The sequence below is a fragment of the Arthrobacter sp. LjRoot78 genome, from assembly GCF_964254335.1.
Taxonomy (GTDB): Bacteria; Actinomycetota; Actinomycetes; order Actinomycetales; family Micrococcaceae; genus Arthrobacter.
Map to the genome: position 1 here is coordinate 3,977,460 of NZ_CAXUTG020000001.1, position 20,041 is coordinate 3,997,500.

Genomic DNA, 20,041 nt, shown 5'->3' on the forward strand with positions numbered 1-20,041 from the left:
TGGATCTGATGCGAGGGTGTTAGCTTCCGGCCGCCGGGGCGAACTGTTGCCAGCCCGGCCGGCTGCCGATGCCGAGGAGGGCAAAGACTGTGCTGACGGTGGAACGGAGGTTTTCCAGCTCCCGCAAGGCCGCCCTGTGTTTCGCCGTGGCGTCGGGGACGGTGGTCCTGCGGAAAGTTATGGTGTGGCCCGGCCTGGCCTGGGCCAGCACATCCAGCGAGCGGGTGGTGACCACTGCGAGGACCGGATACCCGGCGGTGACGCCCCGGCCCCGGTGCAGCACCAGGAGTTCATCCCGGGACGGCACCTCGATCGCTCCGACCGGAACGCCGCGGGACAGCACTTCGGCGCTCGACTGGCGTTCGGGGAGGTCCCCGCCGAGGCGCAGTCCGATGTGGTTGCTCCGGGCGCTGACGGTGTATTCGGTGGTGTAGAGCAGGTCCGCGGTGTCCCCGAATTCGTCCACGTCGGGGCCGTCCGTGACTTCGACGACGGCCTGGCTGCTGAACTCGGGCCGGGTCAGTCCCAGCCGGAACAGCGGCAGGTCGAAGTACGGCTGCCGGATGGGTGCGACGCTTCGCGAGGTCTTCAGTTCGGTGCCTTCGGTCAGGCGCAGGCCGAATCCGACGACGGTGTCCGGGGCGCAGCTTCCGAGCAGGACGGGTGCCTCCACCGAGCCGTGGACGGCGAGGTAGGCGCGCAGCCCGCCGGTGATCTGGCGCAAGGCGACTGTTTCGCCGGCCCGGACGGATACCGGTTCCCACTGCTGGCATTCGCGTCCGCCCACCGTGAGGCGCAGCGGCGCTCCGGTGACGGCGATGAGGATGTCCGTGGTGGCCCGCATGCGGAAGTCCAGTGCGGTGATTTCCAGCAGGGGTGCGCTGTCCTCATTACCGGTGAGGATGTTGGCCGCGCGTGCGGAGAACTGGTCCAGCGCGCCGTTCACGGGCAGTCCGAACCGGGGTCCGCGGAAGCGGCCAAGGTCGGTGACCACGGAGTTGCCGGACTGCTGGATGACCAGGGAGCCGCTCATCGTGCCGCCTCCAGTTTCCGGCCGGCGTAGCTCGCGAAATCTTCGGCCCGGATCTGGTGGAACCTCAGCAGGTCGCCGGGAACGTAGGGAACCAGCGGTTCGCTGGTGACGTCCAGGACCGCCAGCGGCGTCTGGCCGATGACGCACCATCCGCCGGGGGCCATAGCCGGGGCGATGACTGCCTGCCGGCCGGCGACGGCCACGGCACCTGCCGGGACGGACAGGCGGGGGTCCTTCAGCCGCGGTACAGGGAGCGGGAAATCGGGGCCGTCCATCATGGGTGAGCCGGCGGGGGCGCCGAGGCATCGGATCACGTAGGACTTGGCCGTGTGCAGGGCGATGATCTCCTCGACCGGCAGCTGCTCGTGCTCTGCAACGCGTTCCAGGTCCGGGCCGTATTCGCCGCCGTAGACCACGGGGACGCTGAACTCGCGCGGAGCCCGGGCAGGGGCGCCAATGAAGTCGAGCTGGCGCATTCCCAGAAGGACAAAGGCACGGACCTGGCGAGCGGAGGTGACCCCGGGATCGAATTCCACGAGCAGGGAGTCGTAGGTGGGCACGGCGCCGTGGACGCCGTCGGCCCCCGCTGCCTCCAGCCAGCCGGCGAGGGCATGCACGGTGCTCCAGTTGGCCTCGCGGTCCGGTGAAGAGGCGACGACGCGCAGCGCGGCGTCCCCGGATTCGAAGACTTCCACCGGGGTTGGCGTTGTGGTGGCGGGCATGTCAGGCGGCCTTCGCTTTGGCGGCCAGGACCTGGGCGACGGGTGCGATGGTCACGCCGGCGCGTTCCAGTTCGGCGCGGATCTGGCGGGCCAACTGGACGGCGCCGGGAGTGTCACCGTGCAGGAGGACGGTGTCGGCGACGATCTGCAGGTCGGTCCCGGCGACCGTTTCGATGAGCCCTTCGCAAACCATCCGGATGGTGCGGTCCACGATGGCTGACGGATCATGGATGACGGCGCCGGGGCGGCCGCGCGGCACCAGCGTGCCGTCGGCCTCGTAGGCGCGGTCGGCGATGCCGACGATGGCGACCGGAAGCTGTCGCAGCGCAGCGGCGTCGGCAAGTTCGCCGTCCTGGGCCAGGACGATGAGGTCCGGGTTGATGCGGGCGGCGGCGTCGGCCACGGCCTCCGCGTAATCGGCGCGGGTGGCCACGAGATTGCCGAGGCGTCCGTGCGGTGCGATGTGGGCGACGCCGGAGCCGTGGTACGAGGCGAAGGCGCTCAGCGCACCGACCTGGTAGAGGATGTCGTTGCGGACCTCGTCCGCAGTGAGGTCCATGGCTCGGCGGCCGAAGCCCCGGAGGTCGGGGAAGCTCGGGTGCGCCCCGATGCTGACGCCGCGCCGCACGCACTCGGCGACGGTGGCGTTCATGATGTCGGGGTCTCCGGCGTGGAATCCGCAGGCGATGTTGGCGCTGGAAACCACCTCGAGCAAGGCAGCGTCGTCACCCATCGAGTAGGCGCCGAAGCCTTCTCCGAGATCTGCCACGAGATCAACTGTGGGTCCCATGTGAGCCCTCCTGGGATGTTGGCTGGACAGCTGCGCAGCGAGGCGCGGAGTTCAGCTTCCGGTAGTGAAATGAATGCCGGGAACCTGCCCGGTGCGGGGCCTGCGGTCCGGCGGCCCGGACTGCCGGGCCCCTGTCCAAAAGTCTGGCATTGCGAATTGGCTCACACAAAGACGTAATCCATGTCACGGGATAGGCGCTGGTTATGACGGGTGAGCCGTACAGTGCTGCCATCATTCGTGCCACCTCGTTCCGATCATCAGGTTCCGCCTTGTGAGCGCGTTATCGCGAATACATTCAAGGTAGGGACCATATATTTCAGAAATGTAAAAGGGAACGCCTTTCCCGGTTAATCCCATTAGCATGCGAAATGCATCTGACGTCATCGCAAAATTGCATATCAACCTTGCGGGTAGAATGTACGATTAATGAATTGGCATCCGGTTATGACCTTCCCGGGGTCTGGACGCCGCGAAGAGAGAAGGCGCCATGGATACGCGGAAGCTTGCGTACTTTGTCCAGATTGTGGATTCGGGCAGCATCACCAAGGCCGCAGCGGCGCTGCATGTGGCGCAGCCTGCCCTGAGCCAGCAGGTCTCGGCGCTGGAAACCGACCTCAAGCAGCGGCTCCTGATCCGCAGCAAGCAGGGCGTCAAGCCCACCGCCGCGGGCCACACTTTGTACCGGCATGCCCAGTCGATCCTGCGACTGGTGGAGCAGGCACGCCAGGACGTTGCCGCGTCCGGGGCCGCACCGTCCGGCCGGGTCTCCATCGCGATCGCGCCGTACAGCATGGCCTCCAGCCTGACGCCGCGGATCATCGGCGAAGTGGGCCGACGGTACCCGGAAATCGTCCTGCACGTCACGGAAATCTACGGCGGCGTCCTCAGTGAAGCCATCAAAAACGGCCGGCTGGACATGGCGCTCATTTACGAGCCGGGCCCCATCCGCGGCGTTCAGTTCACCACGCTGATCGTCGAGGACCTGCACTTTGTGGTTAATGCCAACAGATCCGATGTGGCAGCCGGGAACGGTGAAATTTCGCTGGAGGATGTTGCGCGGTTCGGGCTTTTCCTTCCCGAGAAGATCCACACACTCCGCCAGGTTGTCGAAACCGGATTCACCAGCAAAGGGCTCGCACTCAAGCTGGTGGGCGAGGTGGAGTCGGTGCCGTCCCTGGCCCGGCTCCTCCGGGCCGACCTGGGTGCCACCATCATGCCCAAGTCGGCCGCGGACGCCCTGTTCCACGAGGAAGATTTCCATGTCCTGCGCATTGTGGATCCGGCGTTGCAGTGCAAAATCGCACTGTGCACCCCTGATCACGACCCCCTCTCGGAAGCCGCTTCGGCAGTCCTGCTGGTGCTGAAGGAAATGCTCCAGGAAATGCTGAGCAACAAATACGCGCGGTAAACGGTCCATAGCATCCGCTTATTAGGCCACGCATCATTAGTCTTAGTATCACGGCGCTCCTGAATCTAGAATTAGAGCGAAGCCGAGGAAATGCGGCAGTCTATTTTGTAATGAATTTATTGGGAGGCCGCCGTGAAAAAGTTAAGCACTATTCGAAGATTTTCCGACACAGGCCCGGGGCTCACGGCCAGAACAGGTTTCCACTGCCCGTCAAATGGCTTTTGGCGCCCTGAGGACCGCTCAATGGATGCTGTCTTCGTCTTCGAAGGGAGCATCATGCCGGCAGGCAGTGCCGGATCAACGGTCTGGTATCTGGAGAGTTCCGTCCCTGGCCAGCCCCGCCACCCGGCCCAGTAGGGTACTGCCGCCACGGGAACAGCTCGAACTGGCAGCTAATGCCCCCAAATCACGGATTTGGGGGCATTAGCTGCCTGTTGGCGCAGTAGTCCCGCACGCCAATGCCGCCGCACGGGAGCTTTCCCGTACGACGGCGGTGCTGCCGCGGAGGGAGCGGTTAGGCCTCTTCGACGAGCAGTCCCTTGGACTTCAGGACGTCGGTGAGGTTGCACAGCTCGATGGTGGTTCCGCCGGCCTGGTAGAGGCCGATGAGTTCGCGCTCGGCGTCGTCGCGCTCCTGCGAGAGGCGGATGACTTCCTCGATCTCGTCCTTCCGGACCACCACGACGCCGTCCGCGTCACCGCGGAGCACGTCGCCGGGGTAGATGATCTCGTCGCCGAAGACCACGGGGTGGTTGATGGGGCCGATGGTTTCCTTGACGGTGCCCTTGATGGAGATGCTGCCGGAGAAGACGGGCAGCCCCAGTTCGATGAGGTCCTGGGTGTCGCGGACGCCCGAGTCGGTGACCAGGCCGGCGAGGCCCTTCGCCTTCATGGCGTTGCCGAGGACGTCGCCGAAGGTTCCGGCTTCCTCGTACTCCCCTGCCGCGGCCAGGATGACGTCCCCGGCTTCGGCGTAGTGGATGGCCACCTGCAGCATGAGGTTGTCGCGGGGGGCGCAGCGCACGGTGACGGCGGGGCCGCAGAAGGACATGGAGCGGTCGATCGGCTTGATCCTGGAGCTGAGGGCGCCCTTGCGGCCCTGTGCCTCGTGGATGGTGGCGGACGAGAACTTCGCGAGGCGCCTGACTGCGTCGGCTTCGGGTCGTTCGATGGTGGTTTTGACGTGGATCACGGCGTTTTCCTTCGGTGGGTGTGGATCAGTTGAGGGCCCGGACGGCCTTGTCGATGGCCGCGATGGACTCGTCGATGACGTCGAGGCTGGTGGCGTAGGAGATGCGGAAGTAGGGGCCAAGTCCATAGGCCGATCCCTGGATCACGGCCACGGAAGCCGCTTCAAGGAGGTACAGGGTGAAGTCCTCGTCGTTTGCGATGACCTGCCCCTCGGTGGTCGTCTTCCCGATCACCCCGGCACAGTTGACGTAGGCGTAAAAGGCGCCTTCCGGCGTCGTGCATGACAGCCCGTCGATGGCGTTCAGCGCGGTGACTGCCGCATCGCGCCGGGCGCGGTAGATTTCGCGGCTTTCCTGCACGAAGCGCTGGCTGCCCGTGAGGGCGGCGGCGCCGGCGGCCTGGCTGACGGAGGACGGGCAGGAGGAGATCTGCGACTGGAGTTTGTTGATCGCGGCGATCAACGGGGCAGGTCCCGCCGCGTACCCCAGGCGCCAGCCGGTCATGGCGTAGGCCTTGGAGACGCCATTGACCGCCAGGATGCGGTCCTTCAGTTCCGGGGCCACCTCCACCAGGCTTGCGAGCTTGCCCGTGCCGAAGTAGATCTGGTCATAGATCTCGTCAGTCAGGATGTGGACGTGCGGGAAGCCGGTCAGGACATCCGCCAGCGCGCGCAGCTCCGCGGGGGAATACACTGCGCCCGTGGGGTTCGACGGCGTGTTCAGGATGACCCATTTGGTCCGCCCGTTGAGTGCTCCGGCCAGAGCCTCGGGGGTGAGCTTGAACCCCGTCTCCTCGCCGCAGGCAACCACCACGGGGGTGCCTTCGTTCGCGAGCACCATGTCCGGGTAGGAGACCCAGTACGGCGCGGGCACCACCACTTCGTCGCCGGCGTCCAAGGTGGCCATGAAGGCGGTGAAGATCACCTGCTTGGCGCCGCCGCCAATGGTGATCTCGGCCGGGGTGTAGTGGATGCCGTTGCGCAGTTCCAGGGTCTGGAGGATGGCCTGCTGCAGGGCGGGGGTTCCGGTGACGGAGGTGTACTTGGTTTCCCCGCGGGTGATCGCTTCAATGGCGGCCGCTTTGATGTGTTCCGGGGTGTCGAAGTCCGGCTCCCCGACCGTCAGGTCCAGGATCCGGCGCCCTTCCGCCTTCAGCTCACGCACGCGGGCCGCGGCGGCCACGCTTGCGGATGACTTGATGCGGGACACCCGTGATGCAGGTTCAAATTTAGGCATGGTCTCTTCCTACGGATTCAGGAGGGAGCGGTACTCGCTTCCTTCGACCCTAGGGAATCCTGGCGCGTCTGGATAAGACCTAAAGTGCGTGGACGGATAAGCGTCGCTTATGGCCCGTGCCCACACTTTTTGGTTATGGCTCCACGCAGGATTGGTATTTCCGCGGGCGGATTCTGGTGTCTAGCGTTTTACGTACGCCGGCCCGCCAGCGGCAATTCCGACCTGAGGAGTGCCTTTTGGCCGTTCTGCACCCCGTTGATTCACCCGCGGCCGACGGCGGCTTCTACCGTTACCGGGGGCGGCGGAAGGCTGACAGGGCTGCTGTCCAGGTGGAACGGCTCCGCCAGCTCCTCCGCGAGGACCGGCAGCGGATTTCGTTCAACGCCAGCAGCATGCGGGCCCTCACGGCCCGGCTGAACCAGCACGTCGCCCAGGCGCTGTGTGACGGGTTGAAGGTCACCGGCCTCGCCCAGGCGGCAGGGCTGACCCGCTGGACGGTGCGAACCATCGGCCTGTCTTTTGATGACCTGGCGCCGTCAGGGTTGCCGGCCGCGCAGCAGCTGGCGGCGATTGGCGCGTTGAAGTCCGAGCTGGCCACGCTCGAGGCCTCGAAGGCGGACCTGGAGGGGCGCCGGCTGAAGCTCCTGGCCGCGGCCCGCCGGCTGGGCGTCATGGACGACTACGAGCTCGCAGCGCTCAGCGGCCTGCAGTGCGAAGCGATCCGGAAGATGACCTGGGGACTCCAGCGGGTGCGGGCCACCTGAACCACTGGTATGACTCCCGGGAGCCATGCGCCCAACACGGCCAGCGCACTAATCCAGGTTGTTCTCCGCCGTTTCCGGCCCGCACCGTTTTAATACTGTCAGCTCCCACCTCGTCATCGCCAACGAAATGCCCTGAGGCGGCTTTAAAGGCTCCGGCGACGGCGGGACCTCCCGCCGTCGTCCGTTTGCGTTAACCGTTGTCACGCAGGCAGGTAGTGGGTAGTCTACGGCCAACCGGACTTTCGGCCGCATCAGGCGGCGCCCGGAACGGCGCTGCCGTCAGGGGCTTCGCCCCGTACCTAGAAGACGCCCCATCACCGCACTGGCTGACAATGCGGAACGCAGGACGCCACGCCTCCATTCAAGGGAGAAACCTGATGTTAGGCACCAGAAGCTGCCTCGCCGCCGCTCTTGCCGCCGCCCTCGTGGCGATAGCCACCCCCGCGCACGCAGCCCCCGCCACGCTCGTAAGCGCGGGGCCGGGAGTCCTCGTCGCCGACGGCGCGGCGGTGGATGTTCCCGTCACTTTCGTGTGCGACACCGACCCGGCCCTGGTCATGGCAATACCCGTGGTCCAGATCACCCAAAGAGTCAGCGACGGACGCATCGCCGGCGGCGGCGGGAACGATCAGCTCAGCTGCACCAAGCAGACCCAGACAGTCACCATACGGGTAGTTCCAACCATGATGGCGTTCAATGAGGGTGCCGCCGCAGCTTCGGTCTACCTGCAAACCTGCAGCGCCCAATTCCAGTGCTCCGCGGTCATCATCCACACCCAAATAACACTCGCCAATCCGGCCGGCGCAGGGCAGGGACTGAGTCGTTAAGCCGGGCCCGGTCGGTGGGCATGATCCACAGCTCGCCGATGGAAGCATGCCGGGGCTTGGTGCGAACGAACACTTAAGGCCCTACCCGTCGAGGAACCGCAGCAGCAACGGGACTGTCGCCTGCATGGTCCGCAGGTCCCCGCCGCTGGCGGCCTGCTCGCCGAGGTAATCGCCGTGGCCACCGGGGACGATCAGCAGGCGGGCGCCCGGGATGATGCCGGCCATCCGCGCGGCATACCCGGCGGTGACAATGTCCCGGTCCCCGCCCACCACGAGCGTGGCTGCTGCGATAGTGCCCAGCTCTTCGTCGGACCATCCGGGGAAGTCCAGGATGCGCCGGCGGTCCAGTTCGAAGAGCCGTTCAAGGTGGCCCAGTTCGGGGTTGAGGAGGCTGTCGGCGTCCTTGTAGGTGTCAGGCATGTCGTCCAGGGTGGCCTTCGCCATGCCGTCCCAGAACTCGTCCGGCACGGCATCGCGCCCCACAAAGGTGGAGGCGGCGATGAGGCGCCGCACCGCGGCGGGGCGCTCGAGTGCCAAGGCGATGGCGGTGTGGCCGCCGGCGCTGAATCCCAGCACGTCCACGGTTTCCACGTTGAGCTGGTCCAGAACGGCGAGGATGTCGCCGGCGGAGTTCTCGGCGGTGAGGGGGCGGCTGGTCGGCTGGGTGCGGCCGTGGCCCTCCTCCTCGACTGCAAGCACCTGGCGCTGTTCGGCCAGCATCGGGATGAGCTCGCCGAAGTTGGTGCCGATGGTGGAGCCGCCGCCCGGGACGAGGAGCAGCGGCGGCTGGCCGGGCACCGCGCTGCCGTGAACCTCGTAGTACATGCGAAGGCCGTTGTTGTCCGCGTAGCCGTGGGTGATCACACGGCATCCTAACTCTGTGCGTTTCCGGCGGAAAGGGGTCCGGTCCGAAGGGTCAGATCAATCAAACAGGGTTGATCGATCTATCCAAATTGATACAATTTACATGTGAGCTACACCACGCCCCTTGGTGCTCAGGCTGCGGCCCCGGCATTCCTGCGTCTGACCGGCCACCCCGTGCGGTGGCAGCTGCTGGGCGAACTGGCGCGCAGCGACCGGCAGGTCCGCGAGCTCACGGCGCTGGTAGGCGAGCGGCAGAGCCTGACGTCCTACCACCTCGGCCAGTTGCGCGCGGGCGGCCTGGTGACCATGCGGCGCAGCTCGGCTGACGGACGTGACACCTACTGCAGCCTCAACCTGGCGGCGTATCGCGAACGGCTTGCCGAATCCGGCGCGGCACTTCACCCCGGCCTGCGGCTGGTCCCGGCCGAGCTGGCACCGCCGTCGGACGGTCCTGGCGGTCCGCAGGCCCAGGCGCCTGTCCGCGTGTTGTTCCTGTGCACGGGCAACAGCGCCCGGTCCCAGATGGCCGAGGCGATTCTCGCGCGCCTTGGCGGTCCCCGGGTCGAGGCCGCCAGCGCCGGCAGCCACCCCAAGGACCTGGACCCCAGCGCCGTCCGCGTGATGGGCGAGCGCGGCATGGACATCAGCGGCGCCCGCCCCAAGCATCTGAGTGAGTTCGCCAACCGGCGGTTCGACTATGTGATCAGCCTCTGCGACCGCGTACGGGAGGTGTGCCCCGACTTCCCCGGGCCTCCCGCCATGGTGCATTGGAGCATCCCCGATCCGGCGGCCGAAGCAGCAGCCAATCAGGACAGTTACCCGGCGTTCGTCCGCACGGCGGACGAACTGAACACCCGGATCCAGTTCCTGCTTTACGCAATCGAGTATTCCCAAACGAGTTCGGAAAGGAGCTAGAAAATGCCCAACGACCTTACGGACCTGGTCAGCGTCCGCTACATGGTGGACGACGTCGACGCGGCGGTCGACTTCTACACAAAGCACCTCGGATTCACCCTCCGGATGAGCGCCGCACCGGCGTTCGCCGACGTCGCCCGCGGCCGGCTGCGGCTTCTGCTGAGCGGGCCGACCAGCTCGGCGGGCCGGCCGATGCCGGACGGCACGGTGCCGGCACCGGGAGGGTGGAACCGCATCCATCTCATCGTGGGTGACATCGCGGCCGAAGTGGAACGGCTGCGAGCCGCAGGCCTCACGTTCCGCAACGACATTGTCACCGGCCCGGGCGGTCAGCAAATCCTGCTGGAAGATCCGGCCGGCAACGTCGTCGAGCTGTTCCAACCCGCCGGCGCATGAGCGCGATGCGTTCGAGTACGGGCCACCTCCCGCCGTCGTACGCCTGGCGGGAACAAGTCCACCGGCCGGGCCGTTGGGATACCTACGACGTGCCGCCCGCTGACGCCGGCGGCGCCCTACAGAACGGAACCACATGGTCAGGGCTATCTGGAACGGAAAAGTCATCGCCGAATCCGCGGACACGGTGGTGGTGGAAGGCAACCATTACTTCCCCCGCGATGCAGTCAATGCGGGCTACCTGAAGGACAGTGACCTGTACTCCGTCTGCCCGTGGAAGGGGAAGGCCAGCTACCACACGCTGGAGGTGGACGGGAAGCTGAACGTGGACGCCGCTTGGTTCTATGCGGAGCCCAAGCCACGCGCGAAGCAGATCGAGGACCGGATCGCGTTCTGGCGCGGCGTGACCATCGAAGACTAGCCGGCTCCCGTTCCGGGACGTTCGACCCTACGGCTGCATCCCCGGCGTTGACAGACTGGTGTGAGTAGGCCCGTGGATCATTCAGGCGATGCTCTCTTCGCGCGCGGGCCGGCAGCACAAGGAGGCCAATGATGGCCAATATTTACCTTCCCTACGGGACCACCGAGGGTCAGACGGCCAAGATCTCCGAGTACATCTCGGAAGTGGTTCGAGCACACGGTCATGACGCACAGACTGCGGACATCAAGCAGACCGGGGACACTATTCCGGACGGGTTCGACGCCGTGATCGTCGGCGCGTCAGTCCATATGGGCAAGCACGAAGACTATGTGCGGGACTTCGTGCGGAAGAATGGTGATGCCCTGAAACGCCTCCCGTCTGCCCTCTTCTCTGTCAGCCTGGCTGCCCACGGGGACGCCGAGAACGCGGAGAGTTACGTCGAGAAATTCGAGCATGAAACGGGCTGGCGGCCGGCTCAAGTGGGACTCTTCGGAGGGGCGCTGCTCTACACGCAGTACGGGTTCCTCAAGCGCCACATGATGAAGAAGATCGCCGGTGACAAGGGCACCTTGGATACGGACACGTCGCAGGATTACGTGTACACCGAGTGGGATGGTGTCAAAAGGTTTGCGGAGGACTTTCTGGACAAGTTGTGAGTTGACGCCAAGGGCACCGGTTCACTCCGGGTGCCTGGCACGAACAGGGTCGGTCAACATTGCGGCTTCTTCCTCCGCCAGCCTGATCATGCGCAGTTCGTCCACCACAGCACGGGAAGGCCAGTAGTCCCTCGCCAGCTCTCTTGCCCGGGTCAGATCGGCTGCCGGGAAGAGCTTGCCGAGCAGCCCGGCCGCCTGAAGCAGGGCGATCAGTGCAGTGGTCCGCGCATCGGACGGCTTGCCCTCGAGTGCGGCTTTGATCTTGTGCCGGATCGCCGCCTCCGGGGCATGGTCTTTTTCCGGATACCGCACGGACTTGAACAGGCCGAGGTGCTTCTCGCCGACATGATCCACAATGCCAAGCGACGCCATGCCCTCGTAGACACGCTGCACTTCGGCCCGGCCCTCCAGCATTGAGACCCACCGCTTGGGAGTGTGGGGCCGTGACTTGTGACGGATGAGCTCCAGCTGGTGCTGGAAGTCCGTTTGCGGGGCCGGACCCGTGGCCCTGACGCGCTTCCCCTGCAGCCCGACTGCACCGAGCACGTCCAGCTCGGCCAGTATTGCCCCTGCCACAGTGGTCCTGAGTATGTAGGCCGGCAACTCCGGTTCGCCGTCCTTGTCGTCCGTTGCCAGGAGCAGGAAAGCCTGGGGAAGGTTCAGCTGCCCGGCCTTCGGTTCCTCGACCTCGGGTTCATCGGTATTCGGTGTTTCAGCATCCATACGATCATGGTGGCGCAGTTGGGCAGCCACCACAACGGCAACCGTAAGGGCCGGACGACGGCGGGACCTCCCGCCGTCGTCCTTTTTGCGTTTTGGAGCCGTTTCCCTGTCTGGAGACTAAGCGAGAATGGTCCGGTAGATCCCTGTATGGTCCATGTCGCCGTCGCCGGTCGCGGTCATTTCTTCGAAGGCACTTTGGAGGCACGTGGCTAACGGAAGGTTTATCCCGCGTGCCGCGGCAATCTCGGCTATGAAGTTGAGGTCTTTGAGCTGGTTCTTCGCAGACCCGCCACCCTCGAAGTCCTGGTCGATCCAGCGCCGTCCCTTTTGCCGCAGGACTTCTGAGTTGGCAAGGCCGCCGGCCAGGACGGTTTGCACTTTCTCAAGGTCGAGTCCGGCGGTGCTTGCGAGGGCCATCGCTTCGGCCAGGGCCGTAACCGTGGCGGCGACGACGATCTGGTTGCATGCCTTCACCGTTGACCCCGCGCCGGTTTGGCCAAAATGAACGGCTGTCGAGCTGTACAGCCCGAAGAGCGGGGTCAGTCGCTCCACGACTTCGGGCGGTCCGCCAACCATGATGCTCAGCCGACCCTCTTCGGCACCGATGGTTCCGCCGCTAAGGGGTGCGTCCACGACCGTCACCCCCCAATTGCGCAGGCAATCGTCGGCGAACTCTGCGACCGCCACCGGTGACACCGTCCCGTGAATGACGAGGATGGGGTGTTCGATGCCCGCGGTTTTCCATCCCTTCAGGAGGCCGTCCTCGCCAGGAAGTAGAGCCGCAACCTGGGGCAGGTCGGGCAATACAGTCAGCACGACTTCACTCGCGGCGGCGGCCGGGGAGGCAACGACGGTGCCTCCCCCAATCGCACGGGCTTTTTCTGGTGTGCGGTTCCAAAGAGTCAGCGGAACCTGGGCAGCGAGGATGTTCCGGGCGATCGGGGCACCCATGGGCCCTGTGCCAATGAGGGCCACAGATCCAGAGAAGCCGGGAATTTCTTTATCAATAGTTGTCGGTGTTGTCATGTGCTTAGAACGGGATGAGTCCGGCGAGGGCGGGAAGGAATGTGCTGAACCACGGGACTGCGGCAAGCACGAGGAGCCCGAGGAACACGGCGATCAGATAGGGCCAGAAGTGCTTCAGGCTCTTCTCCACGGTTTCATGTGCGGTGGCGCAGGCGACGTAGAAGCCGACGCCAGCCGGCGGTGCGAACGAGCCGATACCCATGGAAATGATCAGCACCATGGCGTATTGCACGGGGTTGACGCCGAAGTCGACGGCGATCGGCAGGAGCAGGGGCGCGAAGATCAGTACCGCCGGAAGGCCTTCCAGTAGCTGGCCCATGATGATCAGCAGCACGACAGTGAACAGCATAAAGAGCAGCGGTGAGTCACCCAGCCCGGACATGAGGTCGTGGATCTGCTGGGAGACACCGGCAAGGGCGAGGGTCTGGGCCAGCGGAGACGCCGCCGCGATGATGAACAGCACCATTCCCGCCGTCGTCGTCGTTTCCCGCAGCGTGTCACCAAGCAGCCGCCTGCTGCCGCGTCGGTAGGCGGCGGCGAGGATGAAGGCGTAAGCGACGGCCACGGACGACACTTCGGTGGGTGTGGCGAAGCCGCTGAGGATGCCCACCACCATGCCCACAGGAAGCAGAAGAGTCGGAATCGCGAAGAAGGTTGCCGACCCTCGTTCACGCCAGCTGGACTTGGGGCTGGCGACGCCGCCCTGTTTGCGGGCGCGGAAGAAGACGAGTGCCATGACACAGAGGGCAAGGAATGCGGCAGGAACGAATCCGGCCAGGAACAGCGTGGTGGTGGAGATGGTGGTGATGGAGCCGAGGATCAGGAGCACGATGCTCGGCGGGATGGTTTCGCCCATGATGGCCGAGGCCGACAGGACAGCGACCACTTCGCCGCGGGGGTACTTGCGTTCCTCGAGCATGCCGCGCATTGTGGTGCCCACTGCTGCGACGTCGGCCACCTTGGAGCCGGAGATGCCGGAGAAGATGTACATGGTCACGACGACCACTTGGAGAAGGCCGCCGCGCAGGTGCCCGATCAGCGCGTCGACGAGCTTGGCCAGCGGGAGGGTCAAGCCGGCGGAGTTCATGACCGTCCCGGCAAGGATAAAGAACGGGATTGCCAGAAGGACGAAGCCCTTAGCCCCGGAAGCCATTCCGATGGGGATGGCGCTGACTTCGGAAATGCCGCCCAAATAAAGGTAGATCCCGGATGCCAGTGCAAGAACGAATGCGATGGGCAGGCCCAGGAACAGCAGCATGAACAACAGCAGAAGGACGACGCCGAGCAGGACGTTGGGGGTGGCATAGTAGAAAAGCGGCTGCGCCAAAAGGACGAGAACAATCAGTCCGGCCGCGATTCCCGCTGCAGTGAGCGCAGGGCGACGCTCCTGGCGCCACAGCTTCAGGAGGGCGAACCAGGCGATAAGCACCATGCCGACCGAGAAGGGCAGTGAGACCCAGAAAACGGGGAGCTGCAGGATCGGGGTCTTTTCCTCGATCTGCTGGACGAGGGTCGGAACGAACAACGCGAATGCCCCGGCGCTCATAACGAAGACCAGCCAGTCGACCAGCGCAGCCAAGTAAGGCTTCCATGCAGCCGGGAGGCGCATGATGAGGGCCTGGACGGACATGTGCGCGCCCTTGGGGTAGGCGATGGCGCCGCCGATGAAAGCGATGGTCAGCAGCGCGATTTCGGAGACTTCCTGGGTCCAGAGCACCGAGTCGCCGGTGATGACCCTGACCATGATGTTCAGCAGGATGACGACGAGCTCCGCGAGGATGGCCGCGCCCACAATCCATTCGAGTGTCTTGTCGAGCCAAACGGCACCGCTCCAGCGCGGGGGGACGTGGCCGTGGTGAAGGATCTCTTCCGCGTCCGAGGGGAGGACCTCCTCGAGTTCCTCCGGAGTAGTGATGTGTTTCATGGGCTTCCAGACTGTCGACATTGAGAGCGGGGACGTTTCCTTGCGGGCGGCCCGGAGAGCAGTGAGCTCCCCGGGCCGGCGGGGCTACTTGGTGGTGGTGAAAGCGATGGCCTGGTCGAAGAAGTCCTTGCCGATCAGCTGGGAGAAGGTCGGGTAGAGGCTCTTGGAGGCCGCTTTGAATTCCTCCAGGCCGGAGGCGCTGAGCTCGTTGGATTTCATGCCCTTGGCAGTGAGTTCCTCGAGCTGCTTCTTGGACTGCTCGGCGTCGTAACCGGTCTTGAAGGTGGCGGTTTCCTCAGAGGCGTCCGTGAGGGCCTTCTTTTGGTCATCGGTGAGGGTGTCCCACTTCTTCGAGGAGAGGGCGAGCACCCAGGCGTCGTTGATGTGGTTGGTCATCGAAATGTACTTCTGGACTTCGGAGAACTTGTTGGTCCATGGCACCTCAATAGGGTTTTCCTGGCCGTTGATCGTTCCGGTCTGCAGGCCGGTGAACACCTCGGAGAATGCCATGGTGGTGGGGCTTGCGCCGAGCTTGCTGAAGTAATCGGTCCACAACGGGTTACCGGGGACGCGGATCTTCAGTCCCTTGAGATCCGAGGGCTGTTCGATCGGGCGTACTGAGTTCGTAATCTCCCGGCCGGTCCGGGTGAGGAAGGAAAGCGCCACAGTGTCTTTGGCGGCGAGCTTTTCCTTCAGCGCCTGGCCCGGTTTCCCTGCCAGGAACGCCGCTTCCTCCGTGGTGTCTTTGAAGAGGTACGGGATGCTGATGGCGTTCATTTCCGGTACGACGGCGGCGTAGACGGACGTCGACAGGATGAGTGCATCGAGGGAACCGCCCTGCAGGCGTGTCACAGCCGCGTTCTGGTCTCCGCTAAAGCTCGTTCCGTTGGGGACCACGGTGACGGTCACGGATCCGTTGGACGTTTTCTTGACCTGGTCGGCGAAGTGCTGGGCCGAGACGCCGACGGAGGACGTGAGCGGGTCAGGGATCGAGAGCTGGATCTTGGCTGGCGGTGCTCCAGCCCCGCCGGAGGCCCCGGAGGCGCATCCGGCGAGGACTGAGGCTGCGAGGGTGCATGCCAGCACTCCGGTGAGGGCGCGGGTCTTGGATTTCATGTGGTGCCTTTCTTCATTGGAAGGAGTCTTGTTCCGGAGGCGTGAACGACGTCGGCTGAAGTTCATGGCCGCGCCCGGTTTGGTGCGGGGAGGGTCAGGCGTTGATTGCGGATTCCGCGACGAGCGCTTCGGTTTCCCGGCGAACTTCCAGGGCCTGGGACAGGGAGTCGTCCATGATGACGTCGTCCCAGCCGACGATCCCGCCCTTGGCTACGTCGTTCCGCAGTTCCACGTGGTGGGCCAAAGCAACGGGGAGGGCGCCGGTTGCGACGGAGTGCTTGGCCGACACCAGCTGGCCCCAGACCGTGTATCCGCCTTCGCCGTCGAGGAATTCACCGGCTTTGAGGTCCTTCTTTGCTGTCGCGACAACGTCGCCGAAGAACCCGATCGGCGAACCTGTGGAGATGCCGCGGAGAGCCGCGTTGGCGATGGACATGTTCAGTTCCAGGCCCACGTAGTGGTAGGGGCGGTACAGCGCTGCGTACTGGCCGGTGGGGTCCGGGTGCCACGGGTACTCAGTAAAGCAGCCGGAAACGTAGGCGTTCGTGGCCTTCACCACGACGAACACGCCCTCCTGGGTGTTGTGCGGGATCCACGTGCCGTCGCGCTTGACGCTGGACATGACGTCGACGGTGCCTTCGTGGGCGAGGACCCCCCCGACGTCGGCGGGGCGGCAGATTGTGGCGATCTCTTCGACGTCTCCCGGTGTAAACGTCAGCCCGGTGTCGGAAGGTACCAGTCCGGCGCCGTTGGCAACGGCGGCCATCTCAATAGAGGCCTTTGTGCCGTCACGGAAGGAAGTGTGCATGTTCGGGTTCAGCTGCCCGGAATCGGTGAGTTCCTTGGAGAACTCCCAGTTCTCCCAGACGTTGTCCGGGTTCATCTCGTGATAGTGCTCAAGGAACTTTGCGCCCTTGCCGGCACAGACAACGTCGAAGCCGCTGGTGCGCGCCCAGTCGACAAGTTCCATGATGAGGGCCGGCTGGTCACCGTAAGCCATCGAATAGACCACACCGGCGGCTTCCGCGCGCCTGGCCAGGGCAGGACCGGCCAGTGCGTCTGCCTCAACGGTGACCATGATGATGTGCTTCTTCGTCTCAATGGCACGCAGTGCATGCTTCACCCCGACGATCGGGTTGCCCGTCGCTTCAACAATGACGTCGATGTCTACATCAAACAGCTCGTCGGCGTTGGCCACGATGGTCGTGGAACGGTCCCTGAGGGCGGTAGCGATGTTCGGCGCGATCTGGCTCTTCGGCCATCCGACCAGTTCGAATGCACCCTCGGCGCGCTTGACGTTGATGTCGGCGATAGCGACCACGTGGATGCCAGGAATGTTATTCGCCTGGGCCAGGTACATGGTGCCGTAACGGCCAGCTCCGATGAGTCCGACTCGAATCGGGCGGCCTTCCTGCTCGCGGTCGCTAAGAAGCTTGTGGAGGTTCATGGGGATCTCTCTGATTGACGTTCCGCGTCGAGAAGGACCCTCCACCTGACTGGCGGAGCAACTTCTTCGTCGCAAACTGGAATTCTAGGACCGGAGTGGAACCGGTTCCACTTTTGTACCAGTCAGTGATAGGCTGTGTCAACAGTCACACCGGAACGCAAACGAAGGTTACTCAGGCACGCATCCCAGGGCAGACAGACAGCCCGTGATCGCCTGCCCGTCAGGACCCTCACCGAGGAGGAGAAGTGAAGAAGGCGCCAACAATTCGCGATGTCGCGTCGGCGGCCGGAGTTTCAGTCTCGGTTGTGTCCCGGGTCCTGAACCCTGACTCAGGCCCCGTCGCGCCGGCCAAGCGCGAAACGGTGTTGCGGGTCATTGATGAACTCGGGTACCGGCCCCGCGCCGCCGCCCGTGAACTCAGCGTCGGCCATACCCCCACTATTGGCCTGGTAGTAGCAGACCTGGCCAACCCCTTTTTTGCGCAGCTAGCCGACCGCGTCGTCTGGGAGGCCCGCAGCCACGGCGTGCAGGTGATGGTGATGACCACCCAGGAAGACCCCCACCTCGAAGCCGACAGCCTGGACACACTCCTTGACCGCTCCGTAGGAGGCGTCATTGCCACGCCCACCGGAGCAAACATTGAAAAGTGGGCCCGCCTCCAGTCCCTGGGTGTGAATGTAGTCTTCGTCGACCGCACCATTCCGGAACTCGCAGACGTCGACCTTGTGAGCATCGAAAACGTAGATTCGGCCCGACGCGCCACCGAACACATGCTCGGCCTCGGACACAGGCGTATTGGCCTCATTACCGGGCCCGTCAGCACCTCAACGGGGCGGTCCAGGATCGAGGGCTACCAGACCGCGCACAACAACTTCTCGATCAGCGTGGACCCCCAGCTCATCCGGGATGTACCGTTCCGGGGAGACGGCGGGGGCGATGCAGTCGGGTCTCTTCTCGCTCTGCCAGACCGCCCCACCGCGCTCATTGTGGCCAACACCGCCCAGGTCCAGAGCTCCGTTCGACGCCTCGTCCAGATCGGCGTGCGGATCCCTGACGATCTGTCGGTCATCGTCTTTGACGACAATCCCTGGACGGAACTGACCAGCCCGCCATTGAGCGTGATCCGCCAGCCGATCGACATGCTAGCGGTGCACTCCCTGGAACTGGTCCTGGGAAGGATGCAGGGCCGGCTCCCTCCGGCCCCCCGCACGATCGAAGTCAAGGCCGACTTCGTCCCACGCAGCAGCTGCTCACCCCTCACGCTCTCTCCCATCAGCTAAGGAAGTCCCATGACCGTCATTGTTACCGCCGTATTCACACCCAAAGAAGGGGCATTCAGCGACGTAGCTGCCGCCCTTTCCCCCGCCATCGCCGAAGTGCACCAGGAACCCGGATGCCTGCTGTATGCCATCCACGAAGCGCCCAACGGCCAGATCGTCATGATTGAAAAGTGGGAAAGCGCAGAACTGCTCGACGCCCACGGTGCGGGAGAAGCCGTCAACCGCCTCAATGCCTCGCTCGAGGGCCTCCTTCAGAAACCTGTCGAAGTTACGCGTCTCTCACCCATTCCCGCAGGGACCGAGCATCAAGGGACGCTGTAATGAAGCCCGTCGTCGTGATGGGAGTGTCCGGGGCAGGAAAATCCACGGTTGGGGCAGCACTGGCCCAACGCACGGGCGCCGCTTTCGTCGATTCCGATTCCCTGCACCCGCAGGCAAATGTGCAGAAAATGGCCGCCGGCAACCCCCTGGATGACCAGGACCGCTGGCCCTGGCTCGGGCTTGTAGGCGCCGAGCTGGCGTCCGTCCACCCGGAGGGGATCATCGTGGCGTGTTCGGCACTGAAGCGCGCCTACCGGGACGCAATCAGAGTCAAAGCACCCGGGACGGTGTTCATCCAACTCAGCGTCGAGCTACCGGTTCTGCAGGACCGCGTAGCCCAACGCCCCGGACACTTCATGCCTCCCTCGCTCCTCCACTCACAGCTGGAAACGCTGGAACCCCTGCAAGCAGACGAGGCGGGATTCACCGTGCCGACGCACGACGGCGTCGAGGCAACGGTTAGCCGAATCCTCGCTGAGCTTCCTGTAACCGCGGCTACTTCAGCAGAGCGGACGGCGTCCCACCCGGGTGCAAGGAGGAAGTACATGGCCCGGAGCCCCAGGAGGGCGGACGTGCTGGTTCCCGCGGCGACGGTCCGCTGACGGTCCGGTGTTCTCAGGCCGGGGGACGCGGTTGGACGTGGAGTGTTTCCAGATAGTCCTCGTCGTACTTGTCGTCCCGGACATCATCATTCGGGAAACCACCGGGAAGTGTGCCCTGACTCAGGCCGGCCAGAAGGACGTGCTCAAGCCCCGGCTCGGTGTTCATGGTCGCTGTCTGGACGATTCCGGTGGCCGCCCCCGGTATCTTGGCGTTGGCCATCTCATCGATTCCGGCCACGCTGGCTGCGAGCAGGAAAAACGCCGCGACGGCGGCCAGCCCGTGAACTGTTCTCCGTCTCCATACGCTCATACCCTGATCTTGAGCTCCCCGCATGGGAACAAGGCACCGTTTGCCTATGGGCAGGCTGTGAAAGCCCGCCCGG

Annotated in this window: 22 protein-coding genes; 10 read left to right on the forward strand and 12 right to left on the reverse strand. The window is 64.6% G+C overall.

Features of this window, described 5'->3' with window-relative positions; all coding sequences use genetic code 11:
* Positions 1–19: 19 nt before the first annotated feature.
* The 3 genes from ACSQ1X_RS18500 to ACSQ1X_RS18510 are packed head-to-tail and all read right to left on the reverse strand — an operon-like array spanning position 20 to position 2,545.
* Positions 20–1,033: a biotin-dependent carboxyltransferase family protein gene (locus ACSQ1X_RS18500; RefSeq protein WP_436058752.1), complete on the reverse strand. Its 1,014-nt coding sequence runs from the start codon at positions 1,031–1,033 to the stop codon at positions 20–22.
* Positions 1,030–1,755 carry a 5-oxoprolinase subunit B family protein gene (locus tag ACSQ1X_RS18505; RefSeq protein ID WP_436058753.1) on the reverse strand — a complete coding sequence of 242 codons (726 nt, stop codon included), beginning with the start codon at positions 1,753–1,755 and terminating at the stop codon, positions 1,030–1,032. Before ACSQ1X_RS18505 ends, ACSQ1X_RS18500 begins: the two co-directional genes overlap by 4 nt.
* 1 nt (position 1,756) lies before the next feature.
* On the reverse strand, positions 1,757–2,545 hold the full coding sequence (locus ACSQ1X_RS18510; RefSeq protein ID WP_436058754.1) for a LamB/YcsF family protein: 789 nt from the start codon (positions 2,543–2,545) through the stop codon (positions 1,757–1,759).
* A gap of 487 nt (positions 2,546–3,032) precedes the next feature.
* On the opposite strand from ACSQ1X_RS18510, the gene nac reads away from it, so the two are divergent.
* Positions 3,033–3,953: a nitrogen assimilation transcriptional regulator NAC gene (gene nac / locus ACSQ1X_RS18515; protein ID WP_436058755.1), complete on the forward strand. Its 921-nt coding sequence runs from the start codon at positions 3,033–3,035 to the stop codon at positions 3,951–3,953.
* A gap of 514 nt (positions 3,954–4,467) precedes the next feature.
* Here the strand turns inward: nac and ACSQ1X_RS18520 are convergent.
* Together ACSQ1X_RS18520 and ACSQ1X_RS18525 are read right to left on the reverse strand one after the other, a co-directional pair.
* Entirely contained in the window at positions 4,468–5,145 is a 678-nt protein-coding gene (locus ACSQ1X_RS18520; RefSeq protein ID WP_436058756.1) for a 4-carboxy-4-hydroxy-2-oxoadipate aldolase/oxaloacetate decarboxylase, read from the reverse strand.
* A 25-nt stretch (positions 5,146–5,170) separates the two neighbouring features.
* Complete coding sequence (locus ACSQ1X_RS18525) at positions 5,171–6,379, reverse strand: aspartate transaminase (protein ID WP_436058757.1); 1,209 nt, start codon at positions 6,377–6,379, stop codon at positions 5,171–5,173.
* A 236-nt stretch (positions 6,380–6,615) separates the two neighbouring features.
* Between ACSQ1X_RS18525 and ACSQ1X_RS18530 the strand changes: the two genes are divergently transcribed.
* Both ACSQ1X_RS18530 and ACSQ1X_RS18535 read left to right on the forward strand, forming a co-directional pair.
* Positions 6,616–7,143 carry a hypothetical protein gene (locus tag ACSQ1X_RS18530; protein WP_436058758.1) on the forward strand — a complete coding sequence of 176 codons (528 nt, stop codon included), beginning with the start codon at positions 6,616–6,618 and terminating at the stop codon, positions 7,141–7,143.
* Between the two features lie 377 nt (positions 7,144–7,520).
* Entirely contained in the window at positions 7,521–7,970 is a 450-nt protein-coding gene (locus tag ACSQ1X_RS18535) for a hypothetical protein (protein ID WP_436058759.1), read from the forward strand.
* 81 nt (positions 7,971–8,051) lie between these two features.
* Here ACSQ1X_RS18535 and ACSQ1X_RS18540 read toward each other — a convergent pair whose 3' ends face one another.
* On the reverse strand, positions 8,052–8,834 hold the full coding sequence (locus ACSQ1X_RS18540) for an alpha/beta fold hydrolase (RefSeq protein ID WP_436058760.1): 783 nt from the start codon (positions 8,832–8,834) through the stop codon (positions 8,052–8,054).
* Between the two features lie 105 nt (positions 8,835–8,939).
* On the opposite strand from ACSQ1X_RS18540, the gene ACSQ1X_RS18545 reads away from it, so the two are divergent.
* From ACSQ1X_RS18545 to ACSQ1X_RS18560, 4 genes are all read left to right on the forward strand, one after another.
* Positions 8,940–9,749 (forward strand): ArsR family transcriptional regulator, encoded by an 810-nt coding sequence (locus ACSQ1X_RS18545; protein ID WP_436058761.1) that lies wholly within the window; start codon positions 8,940–8,942, stop codon positions 9,747–9,749.
* Positions 9,750–9,752: 3 nt separating this feature from the next.
* The gene (locus ACSQ1X_RS18550; protein WP_436058762.1) at positions 9,753–10,145 is read left to right on the forward strand and encodes a VOC family protein; all 393 of its coding nucleotides are present in this window, start codon (positions 9,753–9,755) and stop codon (positions 10,143–10,145) included.
* Between the two features lie 133 nt (positions 10,146–10,278).
* Positions 10,279–10,563 carry a DUF427 domain-containing protein gene (locus tag ACSQ1X_RS18555; RefSeq protein WP_436058763.1) on the forward strand — a complete coding sequence of 95 codons (285 nt, stop codon included), beginning with the start codon at positions 10,279–10,281 and terminating at the stop codon, positions 10,561–10,563.
* A 128-nt stretch (positions 10,564–10,691) separates the two neighbouring features.
* Entirely contained in the window at positions 10,692–11,219 is a 528-nt protein-coding gene (locus ACSQ1X_RS18560; protein WP_436058764.1) for a flavodoxin domain-containing protein, read from the forward strand.
* Between the two features lie 21 nt (positions 11,220–11,240).
* Here the strand turns inward: ACSQ1X_RS18560 and ACSQ1X_RS18565 are convergent, their stop codons facing one another.
* The 5 genes from ACSQ1X_RS18565 to ACSQ1X_RS18585 all read right to left on the reverse strand — a co-directional run bounded on the left by ACSQ1X_RS18565 (position 11,241) and on the right by ACSQ1X_RS18585 (position 17,455).
* Positions 11,241–11,942, reverse strand: coding sequence for a GOLPH3/VPS74 family protein (locus ACSQ1X_RS18565; RefSeq protein ID WP_436058765.1), 702 nt, complete (start codon positions 11,940–11,942; stop codon positions 11,241–11,243).
* Between the two features lie 117 nt (positions 11,943–12,059).
* Complete coding sequence (locus tag ACSQ1X_RS18570; protein ID WP_436058766.1) at positions 12,060–12,968, reverse strand: NAD(P)-dependent oxidoreductase; 909 nt, start codon at positions 12,966–12,968, stop codon at positions 12,060–12,062.
* Positions 12,969–12,972: 4 nt separating this feature from the next.
* On the reverse strand, positions 12,973–14,892 hold the full coding sequence (locus ACSQ1X_RS18575) for a TRAP transporter large permease (RefSeq protein ID WP_436058767.1): 1,920 nt from the start codon (positions 14,890–14,892) through the stop codon (positions 12,973–12,975).
* Between the two features lie 84 nt (positions 14,893–14,976).
* Entirely contained in the window at positions 14,977–16,008 is a 1,032-nt protein-coding gene (locus ACSQ1X_RS18580; RefSeq protein WP_436058768.1) for a DctP family TRAP transporter solute-binding subunit, read from the reverse strand.
* A 94-nt stretch (positions 16,009–16,102) separates the two neighbouring features.
* Positions 16,103–17,455, reverse strand: a complete 1,353-nt coding sequence (locus tag ACSQ1X_RS18585) for an NAD(P)H-dependent oxidoreductase (protein ID WP_436058769.1) — start codon at positions 17,453–17,455, stop codon at positions 16,103–16,105.
* Positions 17,456–17,700: 245 nt separating this feature from the next.
* Between ACSQ1X_RS18585 and ACSQ1X_RS18590 the strand changes: the two genes are divergently transcribed.
* From ACSQ1X_RS18590 to ACSQ1X_RS18600, 3 genes are read left to right on the forward strand one after another with little or no spacing between them, the layout of a single operon-like run.
* Complete coding sequence (locus ACSQ1X_RS18590; protein ID WP_436058770.1) at positions 17,701–18,735, forward strand: LacI family DNA-binding transcriptional regulator; 1,035 nt, start codon at positions 17,701–17,703, stop codon at positions 18,733–18,735.
* 9 nt (positions 18,736–18,744) lie between these two features.
* Entirely contained in the window at positions 18,745–19,056 is a 312-nt protein-coding gene (locus ACSQ1X_RS18595; protein WP_436058771.1) for a putative quinol monooxygenase, read from the forward strand.
* Positions 19,056–19,658, forward strand: a complete 603-nt coding sequence (locus tag ACSQ1X_RS18600) for a gluconokinase (RefSeq protein ID WP_436058772.1) — start codon at positions 19,056–19,058, stop codon at positions 19,656–19,658. Before ACSQ1X_RS18595 ends, ACSQ1X_RS18600 begins: the two co-directional genes overlap by 1 nt.
* 13 nt (positions 19,659–19,671) lie before the next feature.
* On the opposite strand, the gene ACSQ1X_RS18605 is transcribed toward ACSQ1X_RS18600, so the two are convergent.
* Entirely contained in the window at positions 19,672–19,968 is a 297-nt protein-coding gene (locus tag ACSQ1X_RS18605) for a hypothetical protein (protein WP_436058773.1), read from the reverse strand.
* Between the last annotated feature and the right edge of the window lie 73 nt (positions 19,969–20,041).